The 22,963-nt window shown below is 66.4% G+C and carries 24 protein-coding genes and 2 pseudogenes; 10 read left to right on the top strand and 16 right to left on the bottom strand.

Annotated features, from left to right (window positions below; all coding sequences use genetic code 11):
- Positions 1–9: 9 nt before the first annotated feature.
- On the bottom strand, positions 10–1,557 hold the full coding sequence (amaB, locus tag G6N13_RS02225) for an L-piperidine-6-carboxylate dehydrogenase (protein ID WP_163694627.1): 1,548 nt from the start codon (positions 1,555–1,557) through the stop codon (positions 10–12).
- Positions 1,554–2,798: a 2-oxoadipate dioxygenase/decarboxylase gene (hglS, locus tag G6N13_RS02220; protein WP_163694626.1), complete on the bottom strand. Its 1,245-nt coding sequence runs from the start codon at positions 2,796–2,798 to the stop codon at positions 1,554–1,556. The genes amaB and hglS overlap by 4 nt, the downstream gene beginning before the upstream one ends.
- A gap of 26 nt (positions 2,799–2,824) precedes the next feature.
- On the opposite strand from hglS, the gene G6N13_RS02215 reads away from it, so the two are divergent.
- Genes G6N13_RS02215 through G6N13_RS02205 form a run of 3 tightly spaced genes read left to right on the top strand, consistent with a single transcriptional unit; the run spans position 2,825 to position 5,375 of the window.
- Positions 2,825–3,298: an Lrp/AsnC family transcriptional regulator gene (locus G6N13_RS02215; RefSeq protein ID WP_163694625.1), complete on the top strand. Its 474-nt coding sequence runs from the start codon at positions 2,825–2,827 to the stop codon at positions 3,296–3,298.
- 48 nt (positions 3,299–3,346) lie between these two features.
- On the top strand, positions 3,347–4,681 hold the full coding sequence (lat, locus tag G6N13_RS02210) for an L-lysine 6-transaminase (protein WP_163694624.1): 1,335 nt from the start codon (positions 3,347–3,349) through the stop codon (positions 4,679–4,681).
- A 10-nt stretch (positions 4,682–4,691) separates the two neighbouring features.
- Complete coding sequence (locus G6N13_RS02205; protein ID WP_163694623.1) at positions 4,692–5,375, top strand: sensor domain-containing protein; 684 nt, start codon at positions 4,692–4,694, stop codon at positions 5,373–5,375.
- A gap of 125 nt (positions 5,376–5,500) precedes the next feature.
- On the opposite strand, the gene G6N13_RS26040 is transcribed toward G6N13_RS02205, so the two are convergent.
- Entirely contained in the window at positions 5,501–5,683 is a 183-nt protein-coding gene (locus G6N13_RS26040) for a Rho termination factor N-terminal domain-containing protein (protein ID WP_163694622.1), read from the bottom strand.
- Between the two features lie 702 nt (positions 5,684–6,385).
- Here G6N13_RS26040 and G6N13_RS02195 point away from each other — a divergent pair.
- Together G6N13_RS02195 and G6N13_RS02190 are read left to right on the top strand one after the other, a co-directional pair.
- A complete protein-coding gene (locus tag G6N13_RS02195; protein WP_163694621.1) occupies positions 6,386–6,823 on the top strand; it encodes an ATP-binding protein in 438 nt (145 codons plus the stop codon).
- A pseudogene (locus G6N13_RS02190) lies at positions 6,820–7,608 on the top strand (RNA polymerase sigma factor SigF); the annotation flags it as partial. The gene G6N13_RS02195 and the pseudogene G6N13_RS02190, both read left to right, overlap by 4 nt.
- Here G6N13_RS02190 and G6N13_RS02185 read toward each other — a convergent pair.
- Entirely contained in the window at positions 7,603–7,977 is a 375-nt protein-coding gene (locus G6N13_RS02185; protein ID WP_163694620.1) for an STAS domain-containing protein, read from the bottom strand. The pseudogene G6N13_RS02190 and the gene G6N13_RS02185 overlap by 6 nt on opposite strands.
- Positions 7,978–8,184: 207 nt before the next feature.
- Here G6N13_RS02185 and G6N13_RS02180 point away from each other — a divergent pair, with 207 nt between their 5' ends.
- Positions 8,185–8,364, top strand: coding sequence for a glycosyltransferase family protein (locus G6N13_RS02180; protein WP_322789293.1), 180 nt, complete (start codon positions 8,185–8,187; stop codon positions 8,362–8,364).
- Here G6N13_RS02180 and G6N13_RS02175 read toward each other — a convergent pair.
- From G6N13_RS02175 to G6N13_RS02140, 8 genes are all read right to left on the bottom strand, one after another.
- Complete coding sequence (locus G6N13_RS02175) at positions 8,348–8,674, bottom strand: hypothetical protein (RefSeq protein WP_163694619.1); 327 nt, start codon at positions 8,672–8,674, stop codon at positions 8,348–8,350. The two genes, G6N13_RS02180 and G6N13_RS02175, sit on opposite strands and share 17 nt — an antisense overlap.
- 1 nt (position 8,675) lies before the next feature.
- Positions 8,676–8,945, bottom strand: coding sequence for a DUF1707 SHOCT-like domain-containing protein (locus G6N13_RS02170; protein WP_235677903.1), 270 nt, complete (start codon positions 8,943–8,945; stop codon positions 8,676–8,678).
- Positions 8,946–9,110: 165 nt separating this feature from the next.
- On the bottom strand, positions 9,111–10,910 hold the full coding sequence (locus G6N13_RS02165) for an acetyl/propionyl/methylcrotonyl-CoA carboxylase subunit alpha (RefSeq protein WP_163694618.1): 1,800 nt from the start codon (positions 10,908–10,910) through the stop codon (positions 9,111–9,113).
- 246 nt (positions 10,911–11,156) lie between these two features.
- Positions 11,157–11,576, bottom strand: coding sequence for a SufE family protein (locus G6N13_RS02160; protein ID WP_163694617.1), 420 nt, complete (start codon positions 11,574–11,576; stop codon positions 11,157–11,159).
- Positions 11,573–12,469 (bottom strand): sulfurtransferase, encoded by an 897-nt coding sequence (locus G6N13_RS02155; RefSeq protein ID WP_163694616.1) that lies wholly within the window; start codon positions 12,467–12,469, stop codon positions 11,573–11,575. Before G6N13_RS02155 ends, G6N13_RS02160 begins: the two co-directional genes overlap by 4 nt.
- Before the next feature lie 20 nt (positions 12,470–12,489).
- Positions 12,490–13,131, bottom strand: coding sequence for a Maf family protein (locus G6N13_RS02150; RefSeq protein WP_163694615.1), 642 nt, complete (start codon positions 13,129–13,131; stop codon positions 12,490–12,492).
- Positions 13,128–13,406 (bottom strand): acyl-CoA carboxylase epsilon subunit, encoded by a 279-nt coding sequence (locus tag G6N13_RS02145; protein WP_163694614.1) that lies wholly within the window; start codon positions 13,404–13,406, stop codon positions 13,128–13,130. Before G6N13_RS02145 ends, G6N13_RS02150 begins: the two co-directional genes overlap by 4 nt.
- Positions 13,407–13,422: 16 nt before the next feature.
- Positions 13,423–15,051: an acyl-CoA carboxylase subunit beta gene (locus G6N13_RS02140; protein WP_163694613.1), complete on the bottom strand. Its 1,629-nt coding sequence runs from the start codon at positions 15,049–15,051 to the stop codon at positions 13,423–13,425.
- A gap of 88 nt (positions 15,052–15,139) precedes the next feature.
- Here G6N13_RS02140 and G6N13_RS02135 point away from each other — a divergent pair, with 88 nt between their 5' ends.
- A complete protein-coding gene (locus G6N13_RS02135; protein ID WP_163694612.1) occupies positions 15,140–15,658 on the top strand; it encodes a PH domain-containing protein in 519 nt (172 codons plus the stop codon).
- Here the strand turns inward: G6N13_RS02135 and G6N13_RS02130 are convergent.
- A complete protein-coding gene (locus G6N13_RS02130) occupies positions 15,613–16,263 on the bottom strand; it encodes a GtrA family protein (protein ID WP_163694611.1) in 651 nt (216 codons plus the stop codon). The genes G6N13_RS02135 and G6N13_RS02130 overlap by 46 nt on opposite strands.
- A 99-nt stretch (positions 16,264–16,362) precedes the next feature.
- Between G6N13_RS02130 and G6N13_RS02125 the strand changes: the two genes are divergently transcribed.
- The 3 genes from G6N13_RS02125 to G6N13_RS02115 are packed head-to-tail and all read left to right on the top strand — an operon-like array spanning position 16,363 to position 19,227.
- Entirely contained in the window at positions 16,363–17,529 is a 1,167-nt protein-coding gene (locus tag G6N13_RS02125) for a 5-(carboxyamino)imidazole ribonucleotide synthase (RefSeq protein ID WP_235678020.1), read from the top strand.
- Positions 17,522–18,025 (top strand): 5-(carboxyamino)imidazole ribonucleotide mutase, encoded by a 504-nt coding sequence (gene purE, locus G6N13_RS02120; protein WP_163694609.1) that lies wholly within the window; start codon positions 17,522–17,524, stop codon positions 18,023–18,025. Before G6N13_RS02125 ends, purE begins: the two co-directional genes overlap by 8 nt.
- 41 nt (positions 18,026–18,066) lie before the next feature.
- The gene (locus tag G6N13_RS02115) at positions 18,067–19,227 is read left to right on the top strand and encodes an acyl-CoA dehydrogenase (RefSeq protein ID WP_163694608.1); all 1,161 of its coding nucleotides are present in this window, start codon (positions 18,067–18,069) and stop codon (positions 19,225–19,227) included.
- Here G6N13_RS02115 and G6N13_RS02110 read toward each other — a convergent pair.
- From G6N13_RS02110 to istA, 3 genes and pseudogenes are all read right to left on the bottom strand, one after another.
- Complete coding sequence (locus G6N13_RS02110; RefSeq protein WP_163694607.1) at positions 19,224–20,009, bottom strand: biotin--[acetyl-CoA-carboxylase] ligase; 786 nt, start codon at positions 20,007–20,009, stop codon at positions 19,224–19,226. The genes G6N13_RS02115 and G6N13_RS02110 overlap by 4 nt on opposite strands.
- A gap of 194 nt (positions 20,010–20,203) precedes the next feature.
- Positions 20,204–20,959 (bottom strand): IS21-like element helper ATPase IstB, encoded by a 756-nt coding sequence (gene istB, locus G6N13_RS02105; protein WP_163694606.1) that lies wholly within the window; start codon positions 20,957–20,959, stop codon positions 20,204–20,206.
- Positions 20,960–21,009: 50 nt separating this feature from the next.
- Positions 21,010–22,543: pseudogene (gene istA / locus G6N13_RS02100) on the bottom strand (IS21 family transposase).
- Between the last annotated feature and the right edge of the window lie 420 nt (positions 22,544–22,963).

Here is a 22,963-nt window from a genome sequence, read left to right as displayed (position 1 = left end):
TTTTCCCGCCTAGCCGAAGTGCACACCCTGGGCCAGCGGCAGCTCCGACGAGTAGTTGACGGTGTTGGTGGCTCGGCGCATGTAGGCCTTCCACGAATCCGAGCCGGATTCGCGGCCCCCGCCGGTCTGCTTCTCGCCGCCGAACGCCCCGCCGATCTCCGCGCCCGAGGTGCCGATGTTGACGTTGGCGATCCCGCAGTCCGAGCCGTCGGCGGCCAGGAACCGTTCGGCCTCCCGAACGTCGGTGGTGAAGATCGCCGACGAGAGGCCCTGCGGCACCGCATTGTTCAATGCGATGGCCTCGTCGAGTGTGTCGTAGGTCAGGACGTAGAGGATCGGCGCGAACGTCTCGTGATGCACGACGCCGGTCTGAGCCGGCATCCGCACGATGGCCGGCTCGACGTAGAAGGCCTCGCTGGCCCCGTCGACGTGGTGGCGTTGGCCGCCGATGACGTCGCCGCCGTCGGCGCGGGCCTGCTCCAGCGCACCGACCATGTCCCGGTAGGCGGTTTCGTGAATCAGCGGCCCGACGAGCGTCCCGTCGGCGGCCGGGTTGCCGATCGGCAGCGTGCGGTACGCGGCAGCGATCCGCTCGACGAGGGTATCGGCCACCGAGGTGTGCGCGATCAGGCGCCGCAGCGTGGTGCAGCGTTGGCCCGCGGTGCCTGCTGCCGAGAAGACGATGGCGCGCACGGCCAAATCCAGATCAGCAGAAGGCGTTACGACGGCAGCGTTGTTGCCGCCGAGTTCCAGCAGCACCCGGCCGAACCGCTCGGCGACGCGGGGGCCGACCTGCCGGCCCATTCGCACCGAACCGGTGGCCGACACCAATGCCACCCGCGGATCGTCGACCAAGGCCTCGCCCACCTCGCGGGCCCCGAGTACCAGCCGGCTGAGATGACCCGGCACACCTGTGTCGGCGGCGGCCCGCTCGATCAGCGCCTGACAGGCGATCGCAGTCAACGGGGTGAGCTCGGAGGGCTTCCACACCACCGTGTCCCCGCACACCAGCGCGATCGCGGTGTTCCACGCCCACACCGCCACCGGGAAGTTGAAGGCGGTCACCACCCCGACCACCCCGATCGGATGCCAGGTTTCCATCAGCCGGTGCCCCGGTCGTTCCGACGCGATGGTGCGCCCGTACAGCTGACGCGACAACCCAACCGCGAAGTCGCAGATGTCGATCATCTCCTGGACCTCGCCGAGGGCCTCGGAGGTGATCTTGCCCGCCTCGATGGTCACCAGGGCGGCCAGGTCTGCTTTGTGCTCCCGCAACAATTCGCCCAGCCGCGCGACCAGCTGACCGCGTACCGGTGCGGGTGTGGTGCGCCAGTTCGAAAATGCCTGTGCGGCTTCGGTAATCGCGAGATGCGTCTGTTCGGGGGTGGTCTCGGTGACGGTGAACAGGATGTCACCGGTCACCGGTGTGCTCGCAGGCAGGCCGTGCCCGCCCGGCTCGGCGAGGTCGGCGTGGGCGCCGATCGCATCGAATGCGGCGCGCACGGCGGCGCGCAGGTCCGCGGCGGTGGGCAGCGAGGTGACGGTGGTGGTGCTCATGCGGGGGCCTCCTGGGCGGTCGCGTCGTAGAGGTCGTACGGGTCGTGAATTCGGCGGCCGATCGTGCCGGCCATCCAGTCGATGTCGTAGCCGGATTCGTCTGCCACGGCGGCGGCTTCGGTGTCGGCGTCGAGATTGGATCGGAAGATCCCAGCCGCCGATGCGGGCAGGAAATCCTCGTACACCACCGGCGCTGACGGGTCGCCGCGATGGTAGTAGGCCAGCCCTTGCGAGGCCATCTCGTCATCGGAGGTGGGGAAGTAGTCGTCCCACACCGCGGCCGGATCGGTGCACGCCATCGCGGCGTCGTAGCGTTCACGGCCTTTGCGGGTCAGGGCCACCCCCCGCGCCTCCACCTCACCGAACCGCACTCGCAATGTGCCGTCGGTCACGGCGCCGTCGGGCTCACGGAAGCGTCGCGGCTCGGCGAGCGCACGAAACGAGGTCTGGCGCAGCAGAACATTGGGCCTGCCACTGTGTGGTGGGCCCTGGATCGCGTCGATCATCGTGATCCCGCGTTCGGTCATCCGCCGGTACAGGTCGTCGATATCGAGCACCCGAGGGGTCAGGTGGTTGATATGGGTGGTGGGCACCCCGGCGATATCGGCCGCGATGGCCGAAACGGCGGTCAGCTCGGAATACCAGGCCCGGTCGACTGGCTCGGACGACAGCGCGAACGCCGCCACCGCCCGGGTGATGAAGTCCGCCGCGGTGTCGGCAGCACAGCCGCCGCCGGCCGCGATCCGGCGGGCGGCGGCGATCAGATCGGGATCGAACAGGGTTCGGGTGCGCAAGCATTCGTCGACCCGCCGGCGCAGGTCGGCGTCGAAGAACCGGCCGTCGCGAGTGGCCAGCATCGAAGTGAAGACCCGGAACGGGTTACGCGCCAACTCGGTGGCATCCACCGGCCGGAACGCGGTGGATACCACCGGCACGGGTGAGGCGGCCTCGCGCAAATCGTAATAGCCCACCGGGTACATCCCGAACGCGGCGAAAAGATCTGCGACATCGGTCAATTCGCCCGGCGTGCCGACCCGGATCGCACCGTGACGTTCGGCGGTGACCCGCTCGATCGAGCCGAGCCGCTGGGCCTGTGGATGGGTGGCCACATAGTCGCGGTTGACGGCCTCGCTGACCTCGACGAGCGTGGTGTAGGCCGGAACCTCGTTGCCGTACATCGCCGATAGCGCCGCGGCGAAGCGGGCCCGCAGCTGCCAGGTCGCGACATCAGGTGCGGTCATCAAACACGCTCCGATAGTCTGCGGCGATGGCGGACAGCGCGGAGGCCACCCACGGCCTCGACGAGATCGATCGCACGCTGGTGCGTGAGCTCGTCGTGGACGGAAGGGCGACGCTGGCCGAGCTGGCGGCGGCCACCGGGCTGTCGGTCTCGGCGGTGCAATCGAGGGTGCGACGGCTGGAATCCCGCGGCGTGGTGACCGGATACAGCGCCCGGGTGGATCCCGAGGCGTTCGGGCACCTGCTGTCGGCGTTCGTGGCCATCACCCCTCTCGATCCTTCCCAACCCGATGATGCCCCCGCCCGGCTGGAACACATCGCCGAGATCGAGGCGTGTTATTCGGTGGCCGGGGAGGAGAGCTACGTCCTATTCGTCCGCGTGGAGTCGCCGCGGGCGCTCGAGGGCCTGCTGCAACAGATCCGGACCGCCGCCAACGTACGCACTCGCAGCACCATCATCCTCAATACATTTTACAGTGAACGGGTCTTGCTACCGGAATAATTCAATCACAGCGTGAAGAAATCGTAAAAATTACGATAGACTCCGGCTATGACGGAACTCTTGTCGCGAGACGACGTATCCAGCGCTGTCGAACCCGTGGATGTCCGTAAGGTCCTGGCCCGCAGCATTCTGGCCGACGGACTTGACCTGGTCCTCGACCTGGACCGATCGTCGGGCTCGTATCTGGTCGACGCCCGCGACGGCGCGCGGTACCTCGATATGTTCACGTTCTTTGCCTCCTCGGCGCTAGGTATGAACCATCCCGCACTGGCCGATGACATCGCGTTCCGCGCCGAGCTGGCCGGGGCCGCGATCAACAAGCCGTCCAACTCCGACGTCTACACCGTGCCGATGGCACGCTTCGTCGACACGTTCGCCCGGGTGCTCGGCGATCCCGACCTGCCGCACCTGTTCTTCGTCGACGGCGGCGCCCTGGCCGTGGAGAACGCCCTGAAAGTGGCATTCGACTGGAAGAGCCGACACAATGAGGCCCGCGGGATCGACCCCGCGCTCGGCGCCCGGGTCCTGCACCTGCGGGGCGCTTTCCACGGGCGCAGCGGCTACACGCTGTCGCTAACCAACACCGACCCCCTCAAGGTGGCGCGTTTCCCCCAGTTCGATTGGCCACGCATCGACGCCCCCTACCTTCGCCCCGATGCGGATATGGCGGTGCTGGAAGGTGAATCGCTGCGGCAGGCCCGCGCGGCGTTCGAAGCCCACCCCCATGACATCGCCTGCTTCATCGCCGAACCCATCCAGGGTGAGGGCGGCGACCGGCACTTCCGCCCGCAGTTCTTCGCCGCAATGCGCGCGCTGTGCGACGAGTACGACGCACTGATGATCGCCGACGAGGTGCAGACCGGCTGTGGTATCACCGGCACCGCGTGGGCCTACCAGCAGCTCGGCTTCACCCCAGACGTTGTCGCATTCGGGAAGAAGACACAGGTGTGCGGCGTCATGGCCGGCCGGCGGGTCGACGAGATCGCCGACAACGTCTTCACCGTCAGCTCCCGGATCAACTCGACCTGGGGCGGCAATCTCGTGGACATGGTGCGCTCGCGGCGGATCCTCGAAGTCATCGAGGCCGACGGCCTGTTCGCCAATGCCGACGAGATGGGTGCCTACCTGCGTGCCGGGCTGGGTGACCTGGCGTCGGTGTTCCCCGAGGTCGCAGATGTGCGGGGGCGGGGATTGATGTGCGCCTTCAGCCTGCCCAGTGCCGAACGCCGCGATGCAGCGCTCAACGCGCTGTGGGCGGGTGGCGTGATCATGCTCGGCAGCGGCCCGGACAGTGTGCGGTTTCGCCCGGCCCTCACCGTGACACGCTCGGAGATCGACCGCGCGCTGGCCATCCTGAGAGAGGTATTGCTCGCGGCGGTCTAGCATTCGGGGCATGCGGCTGCCCCCGGTGCTCGGCGTCCTCGGTGCGGCGGCGGTGATGCTCGCCGGGTGCGCGCAGACGGTCGGCGGCACCGCGGTGTCCAATCCGGCGCAGGGCATCAAACCGCTGCGCGCCGACGACACCGAGCAGGTGCTGATCGGCCCGGCTGCGCTGCACGACATCGTCGGGGTGAAACTCCAGGTCGACGCCGACCAGACCCGGCCCATTCCTGGATCCTCTGCGGTGCCCGCCTGTTCGGCGCTCGACGCCGCCGGCATGGCAGCGTTTCTCGGCGACGAATGGCTGGGACTGCACGTCATGCTGTTCACCGATGGCGACCGGCATGACCACGTCGTTGCCGAGGCCGTCGCGATTTACCCCGAGGCGGCGTCGGCGGCCAGCCAGTTCATGACCGGCACCAAGAACGCCAAGGCGTGTGACGGCCAACGTGCCTTGAGCACCGGCGGAGACGCCGCGTGGAAGTTCACCGTCCCCGACATCACCGCCGACACCGTGCGCTGGAACAAGCAGCAAATCGGTATTCCGTTCAACTGGACCTGCCACGCGGAGGCCAGGCTGCGCAACAACGCCATCGTGCAAGCGATGGCGTGCCAGGGCGACGACGGCGGTCAGGTCACCGTGACGCGGATGACCGACCAGATGTCGGCGAGCATCTGGGAACTCTCCGGTCGCTGACCTTTACGACCGCCCTGAGCGGGCAAATAGCAAACATGCAGCGAGCGTGACCCCGCTCATCTCGAGCGGGATGACGCTGATCCCGATGAATTGAGAATCGCACGGCCAATGAAACATCGGCTCCGTCAATAACTTCGGATGAGTGAGATCAAATTTTCCTTGCTCAACCCGGAATACCCGGAAATTCCAAGCTGCTTCGCCCGCTTCTTGAGCTCAGGGAGGGTCCAGCCCTCGTAGGCGCAGGACCGACTGGGCCGAAAGAACCGAATGTCGTCGACATCGGATCTCGCCGCAGCTGCACTCGACATCTCCTACCCCCTTTGCTGAGGTTGCTGTTACTCGGTGGGACTTGTACCCCGGGGGGCATCGGATCACACACTGGCTAACTATTGAGACTAGTCCAGATCTGATCCCTCGATGACCTGGCGTTGTCCCTGTGAGTCTGGATTGTCGGCCGCCGAAGGTACGCGCGTCGTCAATCGGAGCCGGCACGCGAGGGATCGTTGGTCGTCGGTCATGATCGTCAAATTCATCGGATAGGAACCTGATTGTTCGATCAGTGAGCCGCGCCGAGGCCCAAATTTACGGTAGCGCAAGCAAAAACGCTTGTCTGGACACCGCCCCGATCGCGATAATCGCTGTGCTGGAACGGAAGTGGTGATCGTCATACCGGCGCGATCGAGTTGTTCGTCGGCGACCGGCCGGAGACCGTGACGGCGGTCTGGCTGCCGGCGTCAGTCCGCAATTCCATGCGGGCGCTCTGACCATGACGGCGATGGCCGTGGCGTCCAGCTACGTGATGCACCGAGCGAGGTGCCCAAGCAGTGAGCACCCGCACTGTCGGGCGAACGAGAATGTGCGATCGCGAGGTTTGGTCGTTGGCGGTCGGTGGTACGCACACGCCACCATGGCGACGATTTCCTGGGCATTGCTGTGCACGCCGACCCGGTCACTACACGATCGCGGATAGCACCTGGAGTAATGTCGGCTCGACATTGCCAGGAGGCCACATGAACGATGCCGAAAGTCGAGGTAGCGTGACGCAACGTGGTGTCAGCGCTGTCGAGTTGAAGGTTGCTGCCAGGTTGGAGAACCTTGCTGTGCTGCGCACCGTGGTCGGCGCAGTCGGCACGTTCGAAGACCTGGATTTCGATGCCGTCGCCGATTTGCGGCTGGCGGTAGACGAGGCCTGCACCAGACTCATCCGCTCAGCGTCGCCAGGGGCGACATTGGTGGTTGTGGTCGACGCGCAGGACGACGTGGTCGTCGTCGAGGCCTCGACGACGTGCGACACCTCCGACGTGGTGTCCCCCGGCAGCTTCAGCTGGCACGTGCTGAGCTCGTTGACCGACGATGTGCAGACTTTCCACAATGGTCATGAACCCGGTAGCGACGGGCAGGTTTTCGGCATCACTTTGACCACGAGGCGGGCGGGCTCCGGGCGGTGACTTCCCGAGCCTCGGATAGTCCGTCGCGACGGACGGACTCGGAGTACGCCGACGTCCCGGACATGTTCCGCGACCTGGCGAAACTCGACCCTGACTCACCAGAACACCAGCGCCACCGAGACAGCATCGTGGAGCGGTGCCTTCCACTGGCCGACCACATCGCCCGGCGATTCGACGGCCGCGGGGAACCCCGCGATGATCTGGTGCAGGTGGCCCGCGTGGGCTTGGTCAATGCCGTCATTCGCTACGACGTCGAGACCGGTTCGAACTTCGTGTCTTTCGCAGTGCCCACGATCATGGGTGAAGTGCGCAGGCACTTCCGCGACAACAGCTGGTCGGTCAAAGTGCCGCGCCGGCTGAAAGAACTCCACCTGCAGCTGGGTGCGGCGACATCGGAGCTGTCCCAGCGGCTTGGCCGCGCACCGACCGCCTCGGAGCTGGCCGAGGAACTGGAGATGGAGCGCGAAGAGGTCATCGAGGGCCTGGTCGCCGGCAGTTCGTACAACACGCTGTCGATCGACAGCGGTGGCGGCGGCGGCGACGAGGATGCCCCTGCGATCCTGGACACCCTGGGCGATGTCGACCTGAGCCTGGATCAGATCGAGAACCGGGAAGCGCTGCGTCCGCTGCTCGAACAATTGCCAGAGCGGGAACGGACCGTGCTTCTGCTGAGGTTCTTCGAGTCGCTCACCCAGACTCAGATCGCCGAGCGCGTCGGCATCTCACAGATGCACGTCTCGCGCCTGCTCGCCAAATCGCTAGCGCGGCTCCGCGACCAGCTAGAGCAGCCGGCGGGGTTCGCCGTCGAGCAGCTCGATGGCCGCGGGGACGGATTCGACCACCGGCAGCGTGTGGTCGGGATCGCAAACCCGCAGCAGTCGGGATACCGCAGCACCAGTGACCATCGCCCAGCCCGCTGAGGCATTGGCGCATCGGACGTTGATGGTGTGCAGGGCCGAGAAACCGGCTGTCCCGAAGAACTTCAGCGGGCTCAGATCGAGGACGAGGTGTGAGCCCGCGGCGGCGCACTCGTCGACAAGGTCGGCGAAGGCCGCAGAGTTGGAGGCATCAAGTTCGCCCTCCACAATGAGGATCCCGACGGTGTCGTCGCGCCAATGGGTGGTGAAGCGTGCGGTGGTGTGGGTGACAGACATGGTGACTCCATCAGTGAACGAGTATTCGTACTGTGGATCACGCCAGAGGGGCAAGTGGGTAGGCCCGTAGTCTTTGACGTAGTTCCGGGCGGCTGTTAGCTCAACCTGCTTGCAAACACTACGCCCAGCTGCGGTGCGTGGTGCACCTCAAGCGGCCGGTTCTAATAATCCTCAGAGACTTGCTGGCGCGCCCGTCACGCTGGATACATGACGACGCGCCTGCAGATAGCCGGCGTACTGCTTGCCGCGGGCGCAGGTGTCCGGTACGGAATGCCTAAAGTCACTGCCGCTCAAGGTAAATGGCTGAATGTGGCGGTGGCCGCTTTTGACGAGGGGGCGTGCGACGACGTGGTGGTCGACATCGATACGCCTACACCGTCAGATTGAGAGCCGCGGCGGCGAACCGGCGCACCGCGGTCGCGGCGACCGCAGCGGCCTCGTCGTGGCCCGGCCTGGCGCGTGTCGACAGGGTAGCGCTGAGCGGATCGATCGTGACCTCGGCCAGCAGTTCGCCGGTCGTCGGTTCACACACCGCCCACGAATAGCCGGTTTCGGCGGCCCAGTTCGCCGCGCACGTGCTCACGTAATCCGGATCTGTCTCGCCGAGATCGGCAAGCGAGGGTGTGTCATCGATGCGTTCGTCGGCGCGCAGTGCGCGCAAATACCAAGTGCCAGCGTTGATTTCGATGGGATCCATATCAGCGGTAGAGCAGGATGCCGAGGATCGGAAGGGTCAGCCAGGCCCTGGCGCGTTCGATGCCCGAGGCCGTGGCCGCACCGGGTCTGGCCGGCAGGTCGGCCAAGACCGGCTCGAGATCGGCGCCGGTCGTTGCGGCGGCGTTCGCCGCGCTGCGTTCGGAGAATTCGTCGGGGTTGAGCCGGCCCTCGGAGAACTGCCGGCTGAGCAACCCCATGGCTTCTTCGCGTTCGGCAGTGCCGATCCGCACCCGGTCTGGATCCTCGGTCACCAGAACATCATGCTGGATGCATGAAAGTCAGGGTTGCCGGGGAAGGCGTCGTCGTCTCCCTGGGCACCGCCGTGCTCAGCAGCGCCTCACGACCTCGAGCTCAGCGCGGGCGTCAGCCCCAACGACAGATTCTGGATCAGAACCGACGCCTCGCGCGTAGACCTCTTACTTGATCTCGGCCAGGACGGTGCCCTGCGTGATCGCGGCACCGGCCTCGACGGCCAGCCCGGTGATGACACCGTCCTTATGCGCAGTCACCGGGTTCTCCATCTTCATGGCCTCGAGCACCACGACGAGATCGCCGGTGGCCACGGTCTGACCTTCTTCGACCGCCACCTTCACCACGGTGCCCTGCATGGGCGCGGTCACCGCGTCGCCCGAGGCGGCAGCGCCGCCGTGCGCGCCACGCTTGCGGGCCTTCGGCTTCTTGCGGATGGCGCTGGATTCGGCCGGACCGGAGCCGTTGCCGAGAGCCAGGTCACCGGGCAGCGACACCTCGACGCGGCGGCCGCCAACCTCGACGACGACCTTCTGTCGCGGCTGGGCTTCTTCTTCGTCGACCGGGCCACCGCCGGTGAACGGCTCGATGGTGTTGTTCCACTCGGTCTCGATCCAACGGGTATGGACCGTGAAACCGTTGTCGTCACCGATGAAGGCCGGGTCGCTGACCACCGCGCGGTGGAACGGGATGACGGTGGCCAGGCCCTCGACGGTGAACTCGTCCAGAGCGCGGGCGGCCCGCTGCAGCGCCTCGTTGCGGGTGGCGCCGGTGACGATCAGCTTGGCCAGCATCGAATCGAACTGTCCGCCGATCACCGAACCGCTCTCCACACCGGAGTCCAGGCGCACGCCTGGGCCGGTCGGCGGCTCGAACTTGTTGACCGGGCCGGGTGCCGGGAGGAAGCCGCGGCCGGCGTCCTCGCCGTTGATCCGGAATTCGATGGAGTGACCACGCGGGGTGGGATCCTCGGTGATGTCCAGCTTTTCGCCGTTGGCGATGCGGAACTGCTCGCGGACCAGGTCGATACCCGAGGTCTCCTCGGTCACCGGGTGTTCCACCTGAAGGCGCGTGTTCACCTCGAGGAACGAGATCAGGCCGTCCTGACCGACCAGGTACTCGACGGTGCCGGCGCCGTAGTAGCCGGCCTCCTTGCAGATGCGCTTGGCCGACTCGTGGATCTCCTTGCGCTGTGCGTCGGTCAGGAACGGCGCCGGGGCCTCCTCGACCAGCTTCTGGAAGCGGCGCTGCAGCGAGCAGTCGCGGGTGCCGGCGACCACCACGTTGCCGTGCTGATCGGCGATCACCTGCGCCTCCACGTGGCGCGGCTTGTCCAAGTAGCGCTCGACGAAGCACTCGCCGCGGCCGAAGGCGGAGACCGCTTCGCGGGTCGCCGAGTCGAACAGCTCGGGGATCTCTTCGATGGTGCGGGCGACCTTCATACCGCGACCGCCGCCACCGAACGCCGCCTTGATCGCGATCGGCAGGCCGTGTTCCTTGGCGAAGGCCAGGATCTCGTCGGCGTCCTTCACCGGGTCAGGGGTGCCTGGCACCAGCGGCGCCTGGGCGCGGGCGGCGATATGGCGGGCGGTGACCTTGTCACCCAGGTCGCGAATGGACTGCGGACTCGGCCCGATCCAGATCAGCCCGGCGTCGAGGACGGCCTGGGCGAAGTCACCGTTCTCGCTCAAGAATCCGTAGCCGGGGTGGATCGCGTTGGCACCGGACTTGGCTGCGGCGTCGAGGATCTTGCCGAAGTCCAGGTAGGACTCCGCGGAGGTCTGACCGCCCAGCGCGAACGCCTCGTCGGCGAGCCGCACGTGTGGTGCGTCGGCGTCGGGTTCGGCGTAAACCGCCACGCTGGCCAATCCCGCGTCCCGGGCCGCCCGGATCACCCGGACCGCGATTTCACCGCGGTTGGCAACGAGGACCTTGGAGATGGTCTGACTTGGCGTCTGAGTGGGCACCGCGCCTCCTGCTTCACGTGATCTTAAGAACGTTCTTTAAAAATAGGTTCGCACGGCAGTGTAGGCGGCGCCGCTTAGACACGAATCAGCTGGTACCCCTACTAATGAGTAAGTTGCGCCGATGGGTGCCCCCAGCGCGGCCCGCCGGCGGAACGATGGCATTCTCCAGACAGCCCACGTACCGCGTCCCTGCCACCAGTCGATCGAGGCCACTGGCGTCACTCCGGCGAAGCACGGAGACCTCCGCTACGTCGTGGCCCGCAGACGGCGCTTGATCCGCGCCAGCATCGCCGACATGCCACGCAGCCGCAGTGGACTAATCAAGGCCGCCAGGCCCAGCTCGGAGTAGAAGTCGTCGGGTACCGCCAAGATATCGGCGGCCGACTGGCCGTCCAGCCCGGCCGCCAGAATCGAGGCGAAGCCACGCGTGGTCGGCGCCTCGGCCGGTGCGCTGAAGAACAGCCGCACATGCTCGGTATCGGAGGCGTCGACGTGCAGGAAGAGCGGTGACTGGCATTCCGGTACCGGCTCCATGGCCGCCTCTTCGAGGTCGGAGGGCAACGCCGGTAGCTCGTCGGCGAACTCCAGCAGCAGCTTGAGCTTGTCCTGACCTTGCACCGCACCGAAGTCGGACACGACCTCAGCCAGCGGCGCGGGCACCGTCATGAGGCTCCGGGCACGGATCCCGGTTCAGCGCCTGCGACGACCGGCACCCGTACCGTGTTGCCCCATTCCGTCCAGGAGCCGTCGTAGTTGCGCACACCGGGGATGCCGAGCAGGTAGGTCAGCACGAACCAGGTGTGGCTGGACCGTTCACCGATACGGCAGTAGGCGATGATGTCGTCGCCGGGCTCGACGAAGGAGTAGACCTCCTCCAGCTCGGCGCGGTTGCGGAACCGGCCGCTGTCCTCGGCGGCCTTGGCCCACGGCACCGACACCGCGGTGGGGATGTGGCCGCCGCGCAGCGCACCTTCTTCGGGGTAGTCCGGCATGTGGGTGCGCTCGCCGGTGTACTCCTGCGGCGACCGCACATCGATCAGCGTCGAATGGCCAAGGCAGCCAAGCACATCGTCCTTGTAAGCCCGGATGGCAGCGTCATTGCGCTCGACGACCGGATAGCCGGTGCCGGTCTTGTTCGGCACGTCGAGGGTGGTGTCGCGGCCGTCGGAGATCCACAGATCCCGTCCGCCGTTGAGCAGCCGGACATCCTGGTGACCGAACAGCGTGAACACCCAGAGGGCGTAGGCCGCCCACCAGTTGCTTTTGTCGCCGTAGATCACGACGGTGTCGTCGCGGGAGATGCCCTTGCGGTTCATCAGCTCGGCGAACTGTGCGCCGTTGATGTAGTCCCGCACGTGGGGGTCGTTGAGGTCGGTGTGCCAGTCGACCTTGACCGCGCCGGGGATGTGGCCGATATCGTAGAGCAACACGTCTTCGTCGGACTCCACGATGGCCAGTCCGGGCGTACCCAGATGCGCCGACAGCCAGTCGGCGGTGACGAGGCGTTCGGGGTGGGCGTAGTCCTTCAGGACGGGGCTGGGATCTGCAGCAAGCGGCACGACGACGAGCCTACCGCTGATCAGCGGACCGGATTGGCCGCCCACAGATCGCCGATCGCCAGCCCGACGTCGGTGAACAAGCGATGCGTCAACGGCAGGCTCAGGCCGATCACATTGGACGGGTCGCCGTCGATGCCCTCGACGAACCAGCCGCCGAACCCGTCGAGGGTGAAGGCACCGGCGACCTGCAGTGGCTCACCGGTGGCGAGGTAGGCCGCGAGGTCGGCTGGGGTGGGGGCGGCGAACCGGACCCTGGTGACCCCCGCGTGGGTTGCGGTGTGAACGGCGGCGCCGTGCAGAACCCGGATGACGCAATGTCCGGTGTAGAGCAATCCCTCCCGACCGGCCATCGAATCCCATTGCCGCACAGCCTGTTCCGGGGTTCCCGGTTTACCGGAGAGTTGACCGTCGACGTTGAGCATCGAATCGCAGCCGATCACAACGCAATCCGCAGCGACATCGTGGTCCAGAACCCCGCGCACGGCGTCGGCCTTGGCCTGTGCCAGCGCGGTGACGACGTCACCGGGTTCGGCGTCGGTTCCCAGACGCTCGACAATGCCGTCCTCGTCCACGCCGGAGACCACGACCAGGGGGGCGATACCGGCGCTGCGCAGTACGCCCAGCCGGCCAGTTGACGCCGAGCCCAAGATGACTCGCGTCATCTGCGCAAGTGCATCCGCTCCAGCAGCGTGACCCGCTGCCAGCTGGCGATTCCATAGCGCAGTTTGTCGACCGGGTGGCCCCACAGGTTGAGCTCCTGCGGCCCCGGTGCGGCGGTGCCGCCACTGGCAGCGGCCAGCACGGTCACCAGAGCGGCGATATCCTCGTCGCTCGGATTGCCCTTCTCGATCCGAATCTCCGGTGCCGGTGGCTCCGGATTGTCCAGCGTGATGTCCCGCGGGTCGCTGAGTTCGGTGATGTCCTCGTGCTTGCTCATCGGCTGCAGCCCCTTGTCACAGTGGAATGTTCCCGTGCTTCTTCGGCGGAACCTGGGCGATCTTGCGCTCCAGCAGCCGCAGCGCGGTGGAGATGTAGCCGCGGGTGTGCGACGGGGGGATCACCGCGTCGACATAACCGCGTTCGGCGGCGATGTACGGGTTCACCAGCGTGTCCTCGTAGGTCTGCTGCAATTCGAGGCGCAGGGCGTCAACGTCCTTACCCTCAGCGGCCGCGTCCTTGAGTTCCTTGCGGTAGACGAAGCCGACCGCACCCGAGGCACCCATGACGGCGATCTGGGCCGTCGGCCACGCGATGTTGACATCGCAACCCATGTCCTTGGAACCCATGACGCAATAGGCGCCGCCATAGGCCTTGCGGGTGATGACGGTGACCTTGGCGACGGTGGCCTCGCCGTAGGCGTAGAGCAGCTTGGCACCGCGGCGGATGATGCCGTTGTACTCCTGCTCGGTGCCCGGCAGGAAGCCCGGAACGTCGACCAGCATCACGATCGGGATGTTGAAGCAGTCGCAGGTCCGCACGAACCGGGCGGCCTTCTCGGAGGCGTTGATATCCAGGCAGCCGGCGAACTGGGTGGGCTGATTGGCGACGATGCCGACCGGGCGGCCGTCGATGCGTCCGAAGCCGACGATGATGTTCTGCGCGTAACCGGCCTGCACCTCGAGGAACTCGTCATCGTCGAGGATGCGGGTGATGACCTCGTGCATGTCATAGGGCTGGTTGGGCGAATCCGGGATCAGCGTGTCCAACTCGAGGTCCTCGTCGGTGAGGTTGTCCTCGATGGCGCCCGGGTGCGGTGGTGCCGGGTAGCGCGGCGGCTCGGCGTAGTTGTTGGGCGGCAGGTAGCTCAGCAGATCGCGGACGTAGTCCAGCGCGTCCTGTTCGCCGGAGGCGACATAGTGCACGGTGCCCGACTTGGCCATGTGGGTGTGGGCGCCGCCCAGATCCTCCATGGTGACGTCCTCACCGGTGACGGTCTTGATGACGTCGGGACCGGTGATGAACATCTGGCTGGTCTGATCGACCATGATCACGAAGTCGGTCAGTGCGGGGGAGTAGACATGCCCGCCCGCGGCGGCACCCATGATCAGTGAGATCTGCGGGATCACGCCCGAAGCCAAGATGTTGTTGCGGAAGATCCGGCTGTAGAGGCCGAGGGAGACGACACCCTCTTGGATGCGGGCACCGGCGCCGTCGTTGATGCCGATCAGCGGGCGGCCGGTCTTGATCGCCAATTCCTGGACCTTGACGATCTTTTCGCCGTAGACCTCGCCGAGGCTGCCGCCGAACACGGTGGCGTCCTGGCTGAAGAGGCAAACCTCGCGGCCGTCGATGGTGCCGTAGCCGGTCACCACACCGTCGCCGACGGGCCGGTTCTCGGCCAGGCCGAAGTTGGTGCTGCGATGCCGGGCCAGCGCGTCGAGCTCGACGAAGGAGCCCTCGTCAAGCAGCGCCAGGATGCGTTCGCGCGCCGTCAGCTTGCCCTTGGCGTGGACCTTCTCCACGGCGGTCTCACCGACCGGATGCTGCGCCTCTTCGGCACGCTGGCGCAGGTCGGCCAGCTTGCCTGCAGTGGTGTGGATGTCGATCGAGTGGCCGGCCGCCGGTTCCTTAACGCTCGTCATGGGTGACGATGTTATCGGCAACCTTAAGGAGGCGCTAAGGGGCACCACATCTCTTGCCTTCGCGCGTCCGGTGCCGTAGGAGATGACCATGGGATATCCCGAAAACGTGCTGGCCGCCAATGAGCAGGTCGTGCTGCACCGTCACCCGCATTGGAAGCGTCTGGTCGGCCCGGTCCTCGTGTTGCTCGTCGCCACGATCGCCGCGGCGTTCGTGGCCGCGCTCGTCAACAACACCAACTGGGATGCCACCGCCAAAAAGGTCCTCTTCGGCGTCATCGCGGCGATCTGGCTGATCCTGGTCGGCTGGCTGACGTTGTGGAAGTTTTTGAATTGGCTCACAACGCATTTCGTGATCACCGACCGAAGGGTGATGTTCCGCCATGGACTGCTGACCCGCTCGGGCATCGATATCCCGTTGGCGCGCATCAACAGTGTGGAGTTCCGGCACGGCTTACTCGACCGCATGTTACGCACCGGCACCCTGATCATCGAGTCGGCGAGCCAGGATCCCCTTGAATTCCACGACATTCCCCGCGTGGAGCGGGTGCATTCACTGCTGTATCACGAAGTTTTCGACACTCTGGGTTCTGAAGAGTTGCCCAGCTGACGCGGCGGCCGACGGCGCCGCAGTGGTGTGACGGTGCCCCCGGACTCGTACTCGTCCTCGAGCGCCTCGGCCAAACCGCCACCGGTAAGGGCGGATTCCAGCCCCTTGTCGTGGCTCGGCCCGAACTCGTCGGGGAATACCCAGCGACGGAACGCCCAGAACCGGAACGCCATCTGCAGCAGGTTGCCCACGAGGTAGGCCGACAAGAAGTCGGCGATGTTCTCGACGGTCAGTGAGACGTGCGGCACGCGCAGATCCAGCACGTAGCTGGAGAACCACAGCGGGGCCATGCTCAACAGCACGCCGACGCCGCTGACGCCGAAGAACAGCAGTGCTTCGTGGTGCCGCTCGCGTCCGCCGCGGTTGCGGAAGCTCCATTCCCTGTTCAGCACGTAGGAGGCGATCACCGCGACGATGCCCGCGATCACCTTGGCGGTGACCGGCTTGGGCTCGAGAATCGTCAGCTTGAGTGTGTAGAAGATCGCAGAGTCGATGATGAACGTCGTCGCACCGACGATCGCGAACTTGATGAGCTCGTGATGCCGCTCGGCGAAGGGCCGGATCGGTCGGGGTAGCCGAGCGATCGTGACATCTGCGAAAGACACAAGGGTCAAGTCTACGGAAGTCACCGCACGTGTGCGTACTCGTGCAGGTCTGACACCATGATGGCCGTGTCGAACAGCCCCAGACCTCCTATCGTCGCCATGGTCGGCGGCGGGCAGCTGGCCAGGATGACCCACCAGGCCGCGATCGCGCTCGGCCAGAGCCTGCGGGTACTGGCCGTGAGCCCCGATGACCCGGCCGCCCAGGTGACGCCCGACGTGGTGATCGGTGCCCACACCGACCTCGAGGCGCTGCGCAGCGCGGCCGCGGGCGCCGCCGCGCTGACCTTCGACCACGAGCACGTGCCCACCGAGCTGCTCGACACCCTGGTCGCCGAGGGCGTCACCGTCGCACCGCCGCCGCAGGCCCTGGTGCATGCGCAGGACAAGCTGGTGATGCGGCGCAAGCTGGCGGCTCTCGGCGCGCCGATCCCACGGTTCACCGCCGTGACCAGCGTCGATGACGTCGACACGTTCGCCGCCGAGATCGGCGGACCGCTGGTGATCAAGACCGTCCGGGGCGGATATGACGGCCGCGGCGTGGTGCTCGCGCGGGATCCGGCGCACGCGCGCGAGGCGGTCGCCGGCTATCTGGCCGACGGCGTGGCCGTGATGCTCGAGGAGCGGGTGTCGATGCGCCGCGAGCTCTCGGCGCTGGTGGCCCGGTCGCCGTTCGGTCAGGGTGCGGCGTGGCCGATCGTGGAGACCGTGCAGCGCGATGGGATCTGCGTCACGGTGGTGGCACCCGCACCGGGGTTGGCCGAGGAGCTCGCGGGGGCGGCCGAACAGCTGGGTCTGCGGTTGGCCGCCGAGCTGGGGGTGGTCGGCGTGCTGGCCGTCGAACTGTTCGAGACGACCGAGGGTGCGCTGCTGGTCAACGAATTGGCGATGCGGCCGCACAACTCCGGGCATTGGACCATGGATGGCGCGGTGACCAGCCAGTTCGAGCAGCATCTGCGGGCCGTCCTGGACTACCCGCTGGGCGACACCCGGCCTTTCGCGCCGGTGACGGTGATGGCAAACGTGCTCGGTGCGCCGCAGGCCCCCGCGATGGGTGTCGACGAGCGGCTGCACCACCTTTTCGGCCGGATTCCCGAGGCGAAGGTCCACCTATACGGCAAGGAAGAACGCCCGGGCCGCAAGGTGGGCCATGTCAATATCGTCGGCGCCGCCGATTCCGATGCGAATCAGGTGCGTGAACGTGCCGAGCGGGCGGCACACTGGTTGTCGCACGCAGAGTGGACGGACGGATGGGATGGGCATGCCTGAAGCGGTAGTCGGCTTGATCATGGGCAGCGACAGCGACTGGCCGGTGATGGCAGCCGCAGCCGAGGCGCTGGCCGAGTTCGAGGTGCCCTTCGAGGTGGGCGTCGTGTCGGCGCATCGAACCCCGGGCCGCATGCTCGACTACGCGCGTGGGGCGGCCGCTCGCGACATCAAGGTGATCATCGCCGGAGCCGGTGGTGCGGCACACTTGCCCGGCATGGTGGCCTCGGCCACGTCGCTGCCGGTGATCGGGGTGCCGGTGCCGCTGGCCAAGCTCGACGGGCTGGACTCGCTGCTATCGATCGTCCAGATGCCGGCCGGTGTGCCGGTGGCCACCGTGTCGATCGGTGGTGCCCGCAATGCGGGGCTGCTTGCGGTGCGCATACTGGGTGCGTCGGACACGGCGCTGCGCAAGCGCATGGAGAGCTTTCAGGACGACCTGGAAGCCCAGGTCCTGGAAAAGGATCGGGCATTGCGGGAGCGATTACTCGGTGAGTGAAGTCCCGGGTAACGTTACCTGCGAGTAGCAAGGAGGCTGTGATGGCGGGAAATCCGGATTTCGACGTGTTCAAGTTGCCCGAGGAGCACGACGAGCTGCGGGCTGCGATTCGGGCGTTGGCCGAGAAAGAGATCGCGCCCTATGCGGCCGAGTGTGACGAGAACTCGCGCTTTCCCTCCGAGGCGCTCGATGCGCTGAACGCCTCCGGTTTCAACGCGGTCCACGTGCCTGAGGAGTACGGCGGCCAGGGCGCGGATTCGGTGGCGGCGTGCATCGTGATCGAGGAGGTCGCCCGGGTCGACGCGTCGGCCTCGCTGATCCCCGCCGTGAACAAACTGGGCACGATGGGCCTGATCTTGCGCGGATCAGACGAGCTGAAGCAAAAGGTGCTGCCGGCGATCGCCTCAGGTGAGGCGATGGCGTCCTACGCCCTCTCCGAGCGAGAAGCCGGCAGTGATGCGGCCGGGATGCGGACCCGGGCCAAGGCCGACGGCGACGACTGGATTCTCAACGGGGCCAAGGCGTGGATCACCAACGGCGGCAAGTCAATGTGGTACACGGTGATGGCGGTGACCGATCCGGACAAGGGCGCCAACGGCATCTCGGCGTTCATGGTCCACGTCGACGACGAGGGATTCACGATCGGGCCCAAGGAGCGCAAGCTCGGGATCAAGGGCTCGCCCACCACTGAGTTGTACTTTGAGAACTGTCGCATCCCGGGCGACCGGATCATCGGTGATCCGGGGACCGGATTCAAGACGGCGTTGGCCACCCTGGATCACACCCGTCCGACCATCGGGGCGCAGGCCGTCGGTATCGCACAGGGTGCGCTGGACGCGGCGATCGCATACACCAAGGACCGCAAGCAATTCGGCACATCGATCAGCACCTTCCAAGGTGTCCAGTTCATGCTGGCCGACATGGCGATGAAGGTAGAGGCGGCCCGGTTGATGGTGTACTCGGCCGCCGCCCGGGCCGAGCGCGGTGAACCCAACCTGGGGTTCATCTCGGCGGCCTCGAAGTGCTTCGCCTCCGATGTTGCCATGGAGGTCACCACCGATGCTGTGCAGCTGTTCGGCGGCGCGGGGTACACCGTGGACTTCCCGGTGGAGCGAATGATGCGCGATGCCAAGATCACTCAGATCTACGAGGGCACCAACCAGATTCAGCGGGTCGTGATGAGCCGCGCGCTGCTGCGTTAGCCGGCTGGCCTCAGGTGGGTGATGTCACCCGCCGAGACCGTCGTCACGCCGGTGCCGGTGTCGATGCTCAGCCGACCCAGGGTGTCGATATCGGTTGCGATGCCGGTGATTTCGCGATCTCCGGGCATCAGAGCCCGCACCTGGCTGCCCAGGGTAAGGCTGCGCTGCCGGTAGTCGGCCACCAGTGCGGGGTCGGGGCCTTTCGCGGCCTGCCAGCGTTCGATGCGGGTGGTCAGTTCACGCAGGATCGCCCCGGCCAGGGCGTCGCGGTCGAGCATCGTGGCGCCCAGCATCTGCAGTGAGGTGGCGCGGGGGTCGGGTGCCTCCTCGGCGGTCAGCGCGACATTGAGCCCGAGCCCCACCACGATGACCGGGTCGGGGGCGGCCACCTCGGCCAGGATGCCGGCGAGCTTGCCGGTGCCCACCAGGACGTCGTTCGGCCACTTCACGCCCGCCTCGATACCGGTGCTCTCCCGGACGGCATCGACGAGTGCGATACCGGTGAGCAGGGGCAGCCAGCCCCAGCCGTCGGCGGCGACACCCTCGGCGTCGACCCCGATCGACAGCGTGATCTGGGAACGCGGCGGTGCCGACCAGCTACGCCCATGGCGGCCGCGGCCGGCGCTCTGGTGCTCGGCGAGCAAAACTGTGCCGCGGATGTCCTCGCCTGCGGCATGGCGGGCCAACAGGTCGGCGTTCGTCGAGCCTGTCGTCTCCACGATGTCGATGCGATGTACCGGAAGTTCGGACAGCGGCGGGAGATTCAGCGGAACACGGCTCACGTGGGCAGCCTAGTAGCACAACCAGGTGCACTCTGTGAATGTGGTGTGAGCGAGGGGCCTGTCCGTCGGGCTACCGACATCTTTCATACTCGATCGGATTGTCCACGGTCACGTATTTCCCCAGGGGTTGCCGTCACGTAATTCCCCAGGTTCAGGTGCTGCTGCGGTGAGCGTAGCGAACCGCTAAGTGGGTGTCAGGTGGTCTTGGTGCCGGGTCGTTTCCGGGGTCGGTAGGACGGGCCGTCCATGAGGACTTGGTGGCTGGTGTTGATGAGTCGGTCGAGCAGCGATTCGGCCACGACCGGGTTCGGAAACAGCGGGTACCAGTCCTTCGGGGCCCGGTTGCTGGTCAGGATCAGGGGCTTGGCGGCGATGGCGCGGTCGGAGACAAGGTCGTAGAGGTCGTCGCTTTGGGTGGGGGTGTGCTCACGCATCGCGAAGTCATCGACGATCAGGACCAGGGGGCGGGTGTATTCGCGCATGCGTTGTCCGATGGTGCGGTCGGCGTGGCCGCCGGCGAGGTCGGCGAGCATGCGGGAGCATTTGACGAAGCGGATGTCGCCGCCGCGGAGTGCGACTTGATGCCCGAGTGCCTGTGCCACATGGGTTTTCCCGACTCCGACGGGTCCGTAGAGAATCACTGATTCACCGGCCTCGAGCCAGCGCAACGCGGCCAGGTCGCGCAGCATCGCAGCGGGCAGTTTCGGGCTGACGGTGAAGTCGAAGTCCTCGAAGGTGTTGGGCTGTTCGAAGCGGGCGCGGCGGACCCGTCGGGCCAGGGCGGCGGTCTCCCGGCGGGCGATTTCGTCTTCGCAGAGTACTTGGAGGAATTCCAGGTGTCCGAGTTTCCCGTCGCGGGTTTGAGCCAGGCGGGCATCGAGGGTGTCGAGCATGCCGGTCAGTTTGAGGGTCTTCAGTGCGGCCCGCAGGCTGGGATCGTGAATGGTCATGACTATGTCCTTGGAGTTGAAGTGGTTGCAGTGGAGGTGTTTTCGTGCGCTCAGGCAGTGAGGTCGGTGTCGAACGCGTCAGGTCCTCGCAGCATCGCCGGTGGTGGCGGGACGACGGCGGGCGAGGCATGGTCTGCTTCGGTGCCGGCGACCAGGATGCCTTTGACGGTGCGATAGCCGGGGTCCCCGACCTGCAGTGCTCGAGTGCAGGCCGCGTCCAGTCGGCGATCGCCGTACTTTCGCGCAGGCGGATGATCCCCTGGATGGCGCGGAGCCGGTGGATGGCGTTGACCGTGGACAATTCGGCGACGACCGCGACGGCGCCGGGCCCGATCTGCTCGGCCTGGGTGCGGCACCACGTCACGGTGCGCAGGGTGTGGGCGATCTTGTGGGGCGGGTAGTGCTCGACATTGGTCGAGCGGCCCGCCAGATGCAGCACGTGAGTCGCGACCACGGTCCCGCTGTGGAAGATCTGCACGACGTCACCGGCGGTGCGGGCGGTGACCTGCTGGCCGATCAGCCGCCACGGCACCGAGTACAGCGCCTTGCCGGACTTGACGTGGCAATCCGCGGCGACCCGCCCGATCGAGTAGATAACCGACTCAAACACTCTGGGCGGCAACGCCATCAGCGCATCGCGTTCGATCGCTGCGAACACCGACGCCGGGGTCTGCCCATCCAGACCGCGGTGCTTGTGGACCCCGTATACCTGCGTGGACCACCTGATCGCCTCGGCCTGCATCTGGGCCAGCGAGGTGAACTCGCGGCCGGCGAAGAACGAGTCCCGAATGTAGGGCATCGGCCGCTCGATGCGAGGTTTGTCCTTCGGCTTGCGGGCTCGCGCCGGATCGATCAGGGTGCCGTAGTGCGCGGCGAGCTCGCCGTAGGCCGGATTGATCAGCGGATCGTAGAGGTCGGGTCGCTCGACTCCGGTCTTGAGGTTGTCGCACACCAGCCGCGCCGGCACGCCGCCGAAGAACTCGAACGCCGCGACATGCGAGGCATTCCAGGATGTTTGATCCATCCGCAACACCGGTTGGACGAACAACGCCCGTGAACACGACAGGATCATCGCGAATACCCACACCGCGACGCGGCGCCCGATTGCGGGTCCCACCACATCCCGAGCTTGCCGTAGTCGATCTGCGCTTCACTGCCGGGTTCGACCGCACCGCGGGGTACCGTGACTTTGCCTTCGAGTCGCTCCTCGGCGAAAGCGGTTGCCACGTAACGACGTACCGTCGATTCGGACACATCCACATGATGGTCGTCGCGGAGGCGCTGCGCGATGGTCGCCACTGTCACCGGAACCTTCAGCTGCTCGGCGATCCACTGGTGATGCACGGCGATCTGGGGCCATGTCAGTGCCCGCGCCACCGGATCGATGAGCTCGGGAAACCAACGCCCGATGCGTGCCCGCCATAGCTGCTCGTCAAACTCCTCCGGGCACGGTGCCAGACCCTCGGCCAGCGCCGGGGCCAGATACTTGCGGATGGTCTTGCGGTCGATGCCCAGCGCCTCATTGATCTGCACCTGGGATCGGCCGGCATTCCAGTGCCGGAACATCTCCACGAAATCAGTCACGTCCCACGATCTCCTCGCCACTCAAGGCCCCTTCCAGGACCCCTGGCGGGGCACCTGAACGGAGCGAACCTGAACAGCGCCCCAACCCCCACCGGACACGCCCCACGGGGTGGGGAATTACGTGACCGAGGGTGAGGAATTACGTGACGGACAACCCCTCAGACCTGGGGAATTACGTGACCGCTGACAATCGGATCTCGTCGCCGACGGTTGAGGGGGACAAAGAACATCGGCCGGTGGGCAACAGCACTGCTGCTTGCGAGCCTCCGCTAGACCGCGAACGCCTACTGGTCTGTCGGCTCGTGGGCTTTCGCGCAGTCTGCAGATAGCTCTGGACCCACTGCGCGGCGAAGTTGCCGGCCCATGCGCCGGCCTCACCGACCAATTGGTCCTTTCCGCCAGGGAAACAGTGTTGGAACG

The organism is Mycolicibacterium sarraceniae (assembly GCF_010731875.1).
GTDB lineage: Bacteria > Actinomycetota > Actinomycetes > Mycobacteriales > Mycobacteriaceae > Mycobacterium > Mycobacterium sarraceniae.
Note: the sequence above shows the minus strand (reverse complement) of the source record. Positions and strands in the feature narration are given on the sequence as shown.

Bases quoted from the DNA above. Each gene is read 5' to 3' on its own strand.
- G6N13_RS02175 (WP_163694619.1), bottom strand. From the start codon at position 8,674: ATGGATCCCATCGAAATCAACGCTGGCACTTGGTATTTGCGCGCACTG.
- G6N13_RS02125 (WP_235678020.1), top strand. From the start codon at position 16,363: ATGGTCGGCGGCGGGCAGCTGGCCAGGATGACCCACCAGGCCGCGATC.
- hglS (WP_163694626.1), bottom strand. From the start codon at position 2,798: ATGACCGCACCTGATGTCGCGACCTGGCAGCTGCGGGCCCGCTTCGCC.
- G6N13_RS02160 (WP_163694617.1), bottom strand. From the start codon at position 11,576: ATGACGGTGCCCGCGCCGCTGGCTGAGGTCGTGTCCGACTTCGGTGCG.
- lat (WP_163694624.1), top strand. From the start codon at position 3,347: ATGACGGAACTCTTGTCGCGAGACGACGTATCCAGCGCTGTCGAACCC.
- G6N13_RS02195 (WP_163694621.1), top strand. From the start codon at position 6,386: ATGAACGATGCCGAAAGTCGAGGTAGCGTGACGCAACGTGGTGTCAGC.
- purE (WP_163694609.1), top strand. From the start codon at position 17,522: ATGCCTGAAGCGGTAGTCGGCTTGATCATGGGCAGCGACAGCGACTGG.
- G6N13_RS02150 (WP_163694615.1), bottom strand. From the start codon at position 13,131: ATGACGCGAGTCATCTTGGGCTCGGCGTCAACTGGCCGGCTGGGCGTA.
- G6N13_RS02135 (WP_163694612.1), top strand. From the start codon at position 15,140: ATGGGATATCCCGAAAACGTGCTGGCCGCCAATGAGCAGGTCGTGCTG.
- amaB (WP_163694627.1), bottom strand. From the start codon at position 1,557: ATGAGCACCACCACCGTCACCTCGCTGCCCACCGCCGCGGACCTGCGC.
- G6N13_RS02140 (WP_163694613.1), bottom strand. From the start codon at position 15,051: ATGACGAGCGTTAAGGAACCGGCGGCCGGCCACTCGATCGACATCCAC.
- G6N13_RS02180 (WP_322789293.1), top strand. From the start codon at position 8,185: ATGACGACGCGCCTGCAGATAGCCGGCGTACTGCTTGCCGCGGGCGCA.
- G6N13_RS02145 (WP_163694614.1), bottom strand. From the start codon at position 13,406: ATGAGCAAGCACGAGGACATCACCGAACTCAGCGACCCGCGGGACATC.
- G6N13_RS02115 (WP_163694608.1), top strand. From the start codon at position 18,067: ATGGCGGGAAATCCGGATTTCGACGTGTTCAAGTTGCCCGAGGAGCAC.
- G6N13_RS02185 (WP_163694620.1), bottom strand. From the start codon at position 7,977: ATGTCTGTCACCCACACCACCGCACGCTTCACCACCCATTGGCGCGAC.
- G6N13_RS02215 (WP_163694625.1), top strand. From the start codon at position 2,825: ATGGCGGACAGCGCGGAGGCCACCCACGGCCTCGACGAGATCGATCGC.
- G6N13_RS26040 (WP_163694622.1), bottom strand. From the start codon at position 5,683: ATGTCGAGTGCAGCTGCGGCGAGATCCGATGTCGACGACATTCGGTTC.
- G6N13_RS02205 (WP_163694623.1), top strand. From the start codon at position 4,692: ATGCGGCTGCCCCCGGTGCTCGGCGTCCTCGGTGCGGCGGCGGTGATG.
- istB (WP_163694606.1), bottom strand. From the start codon at position 20,959: ATGACCATTCACGATCCCAGCCTGCGGGCCGCACTGAAGACCCTCAAA.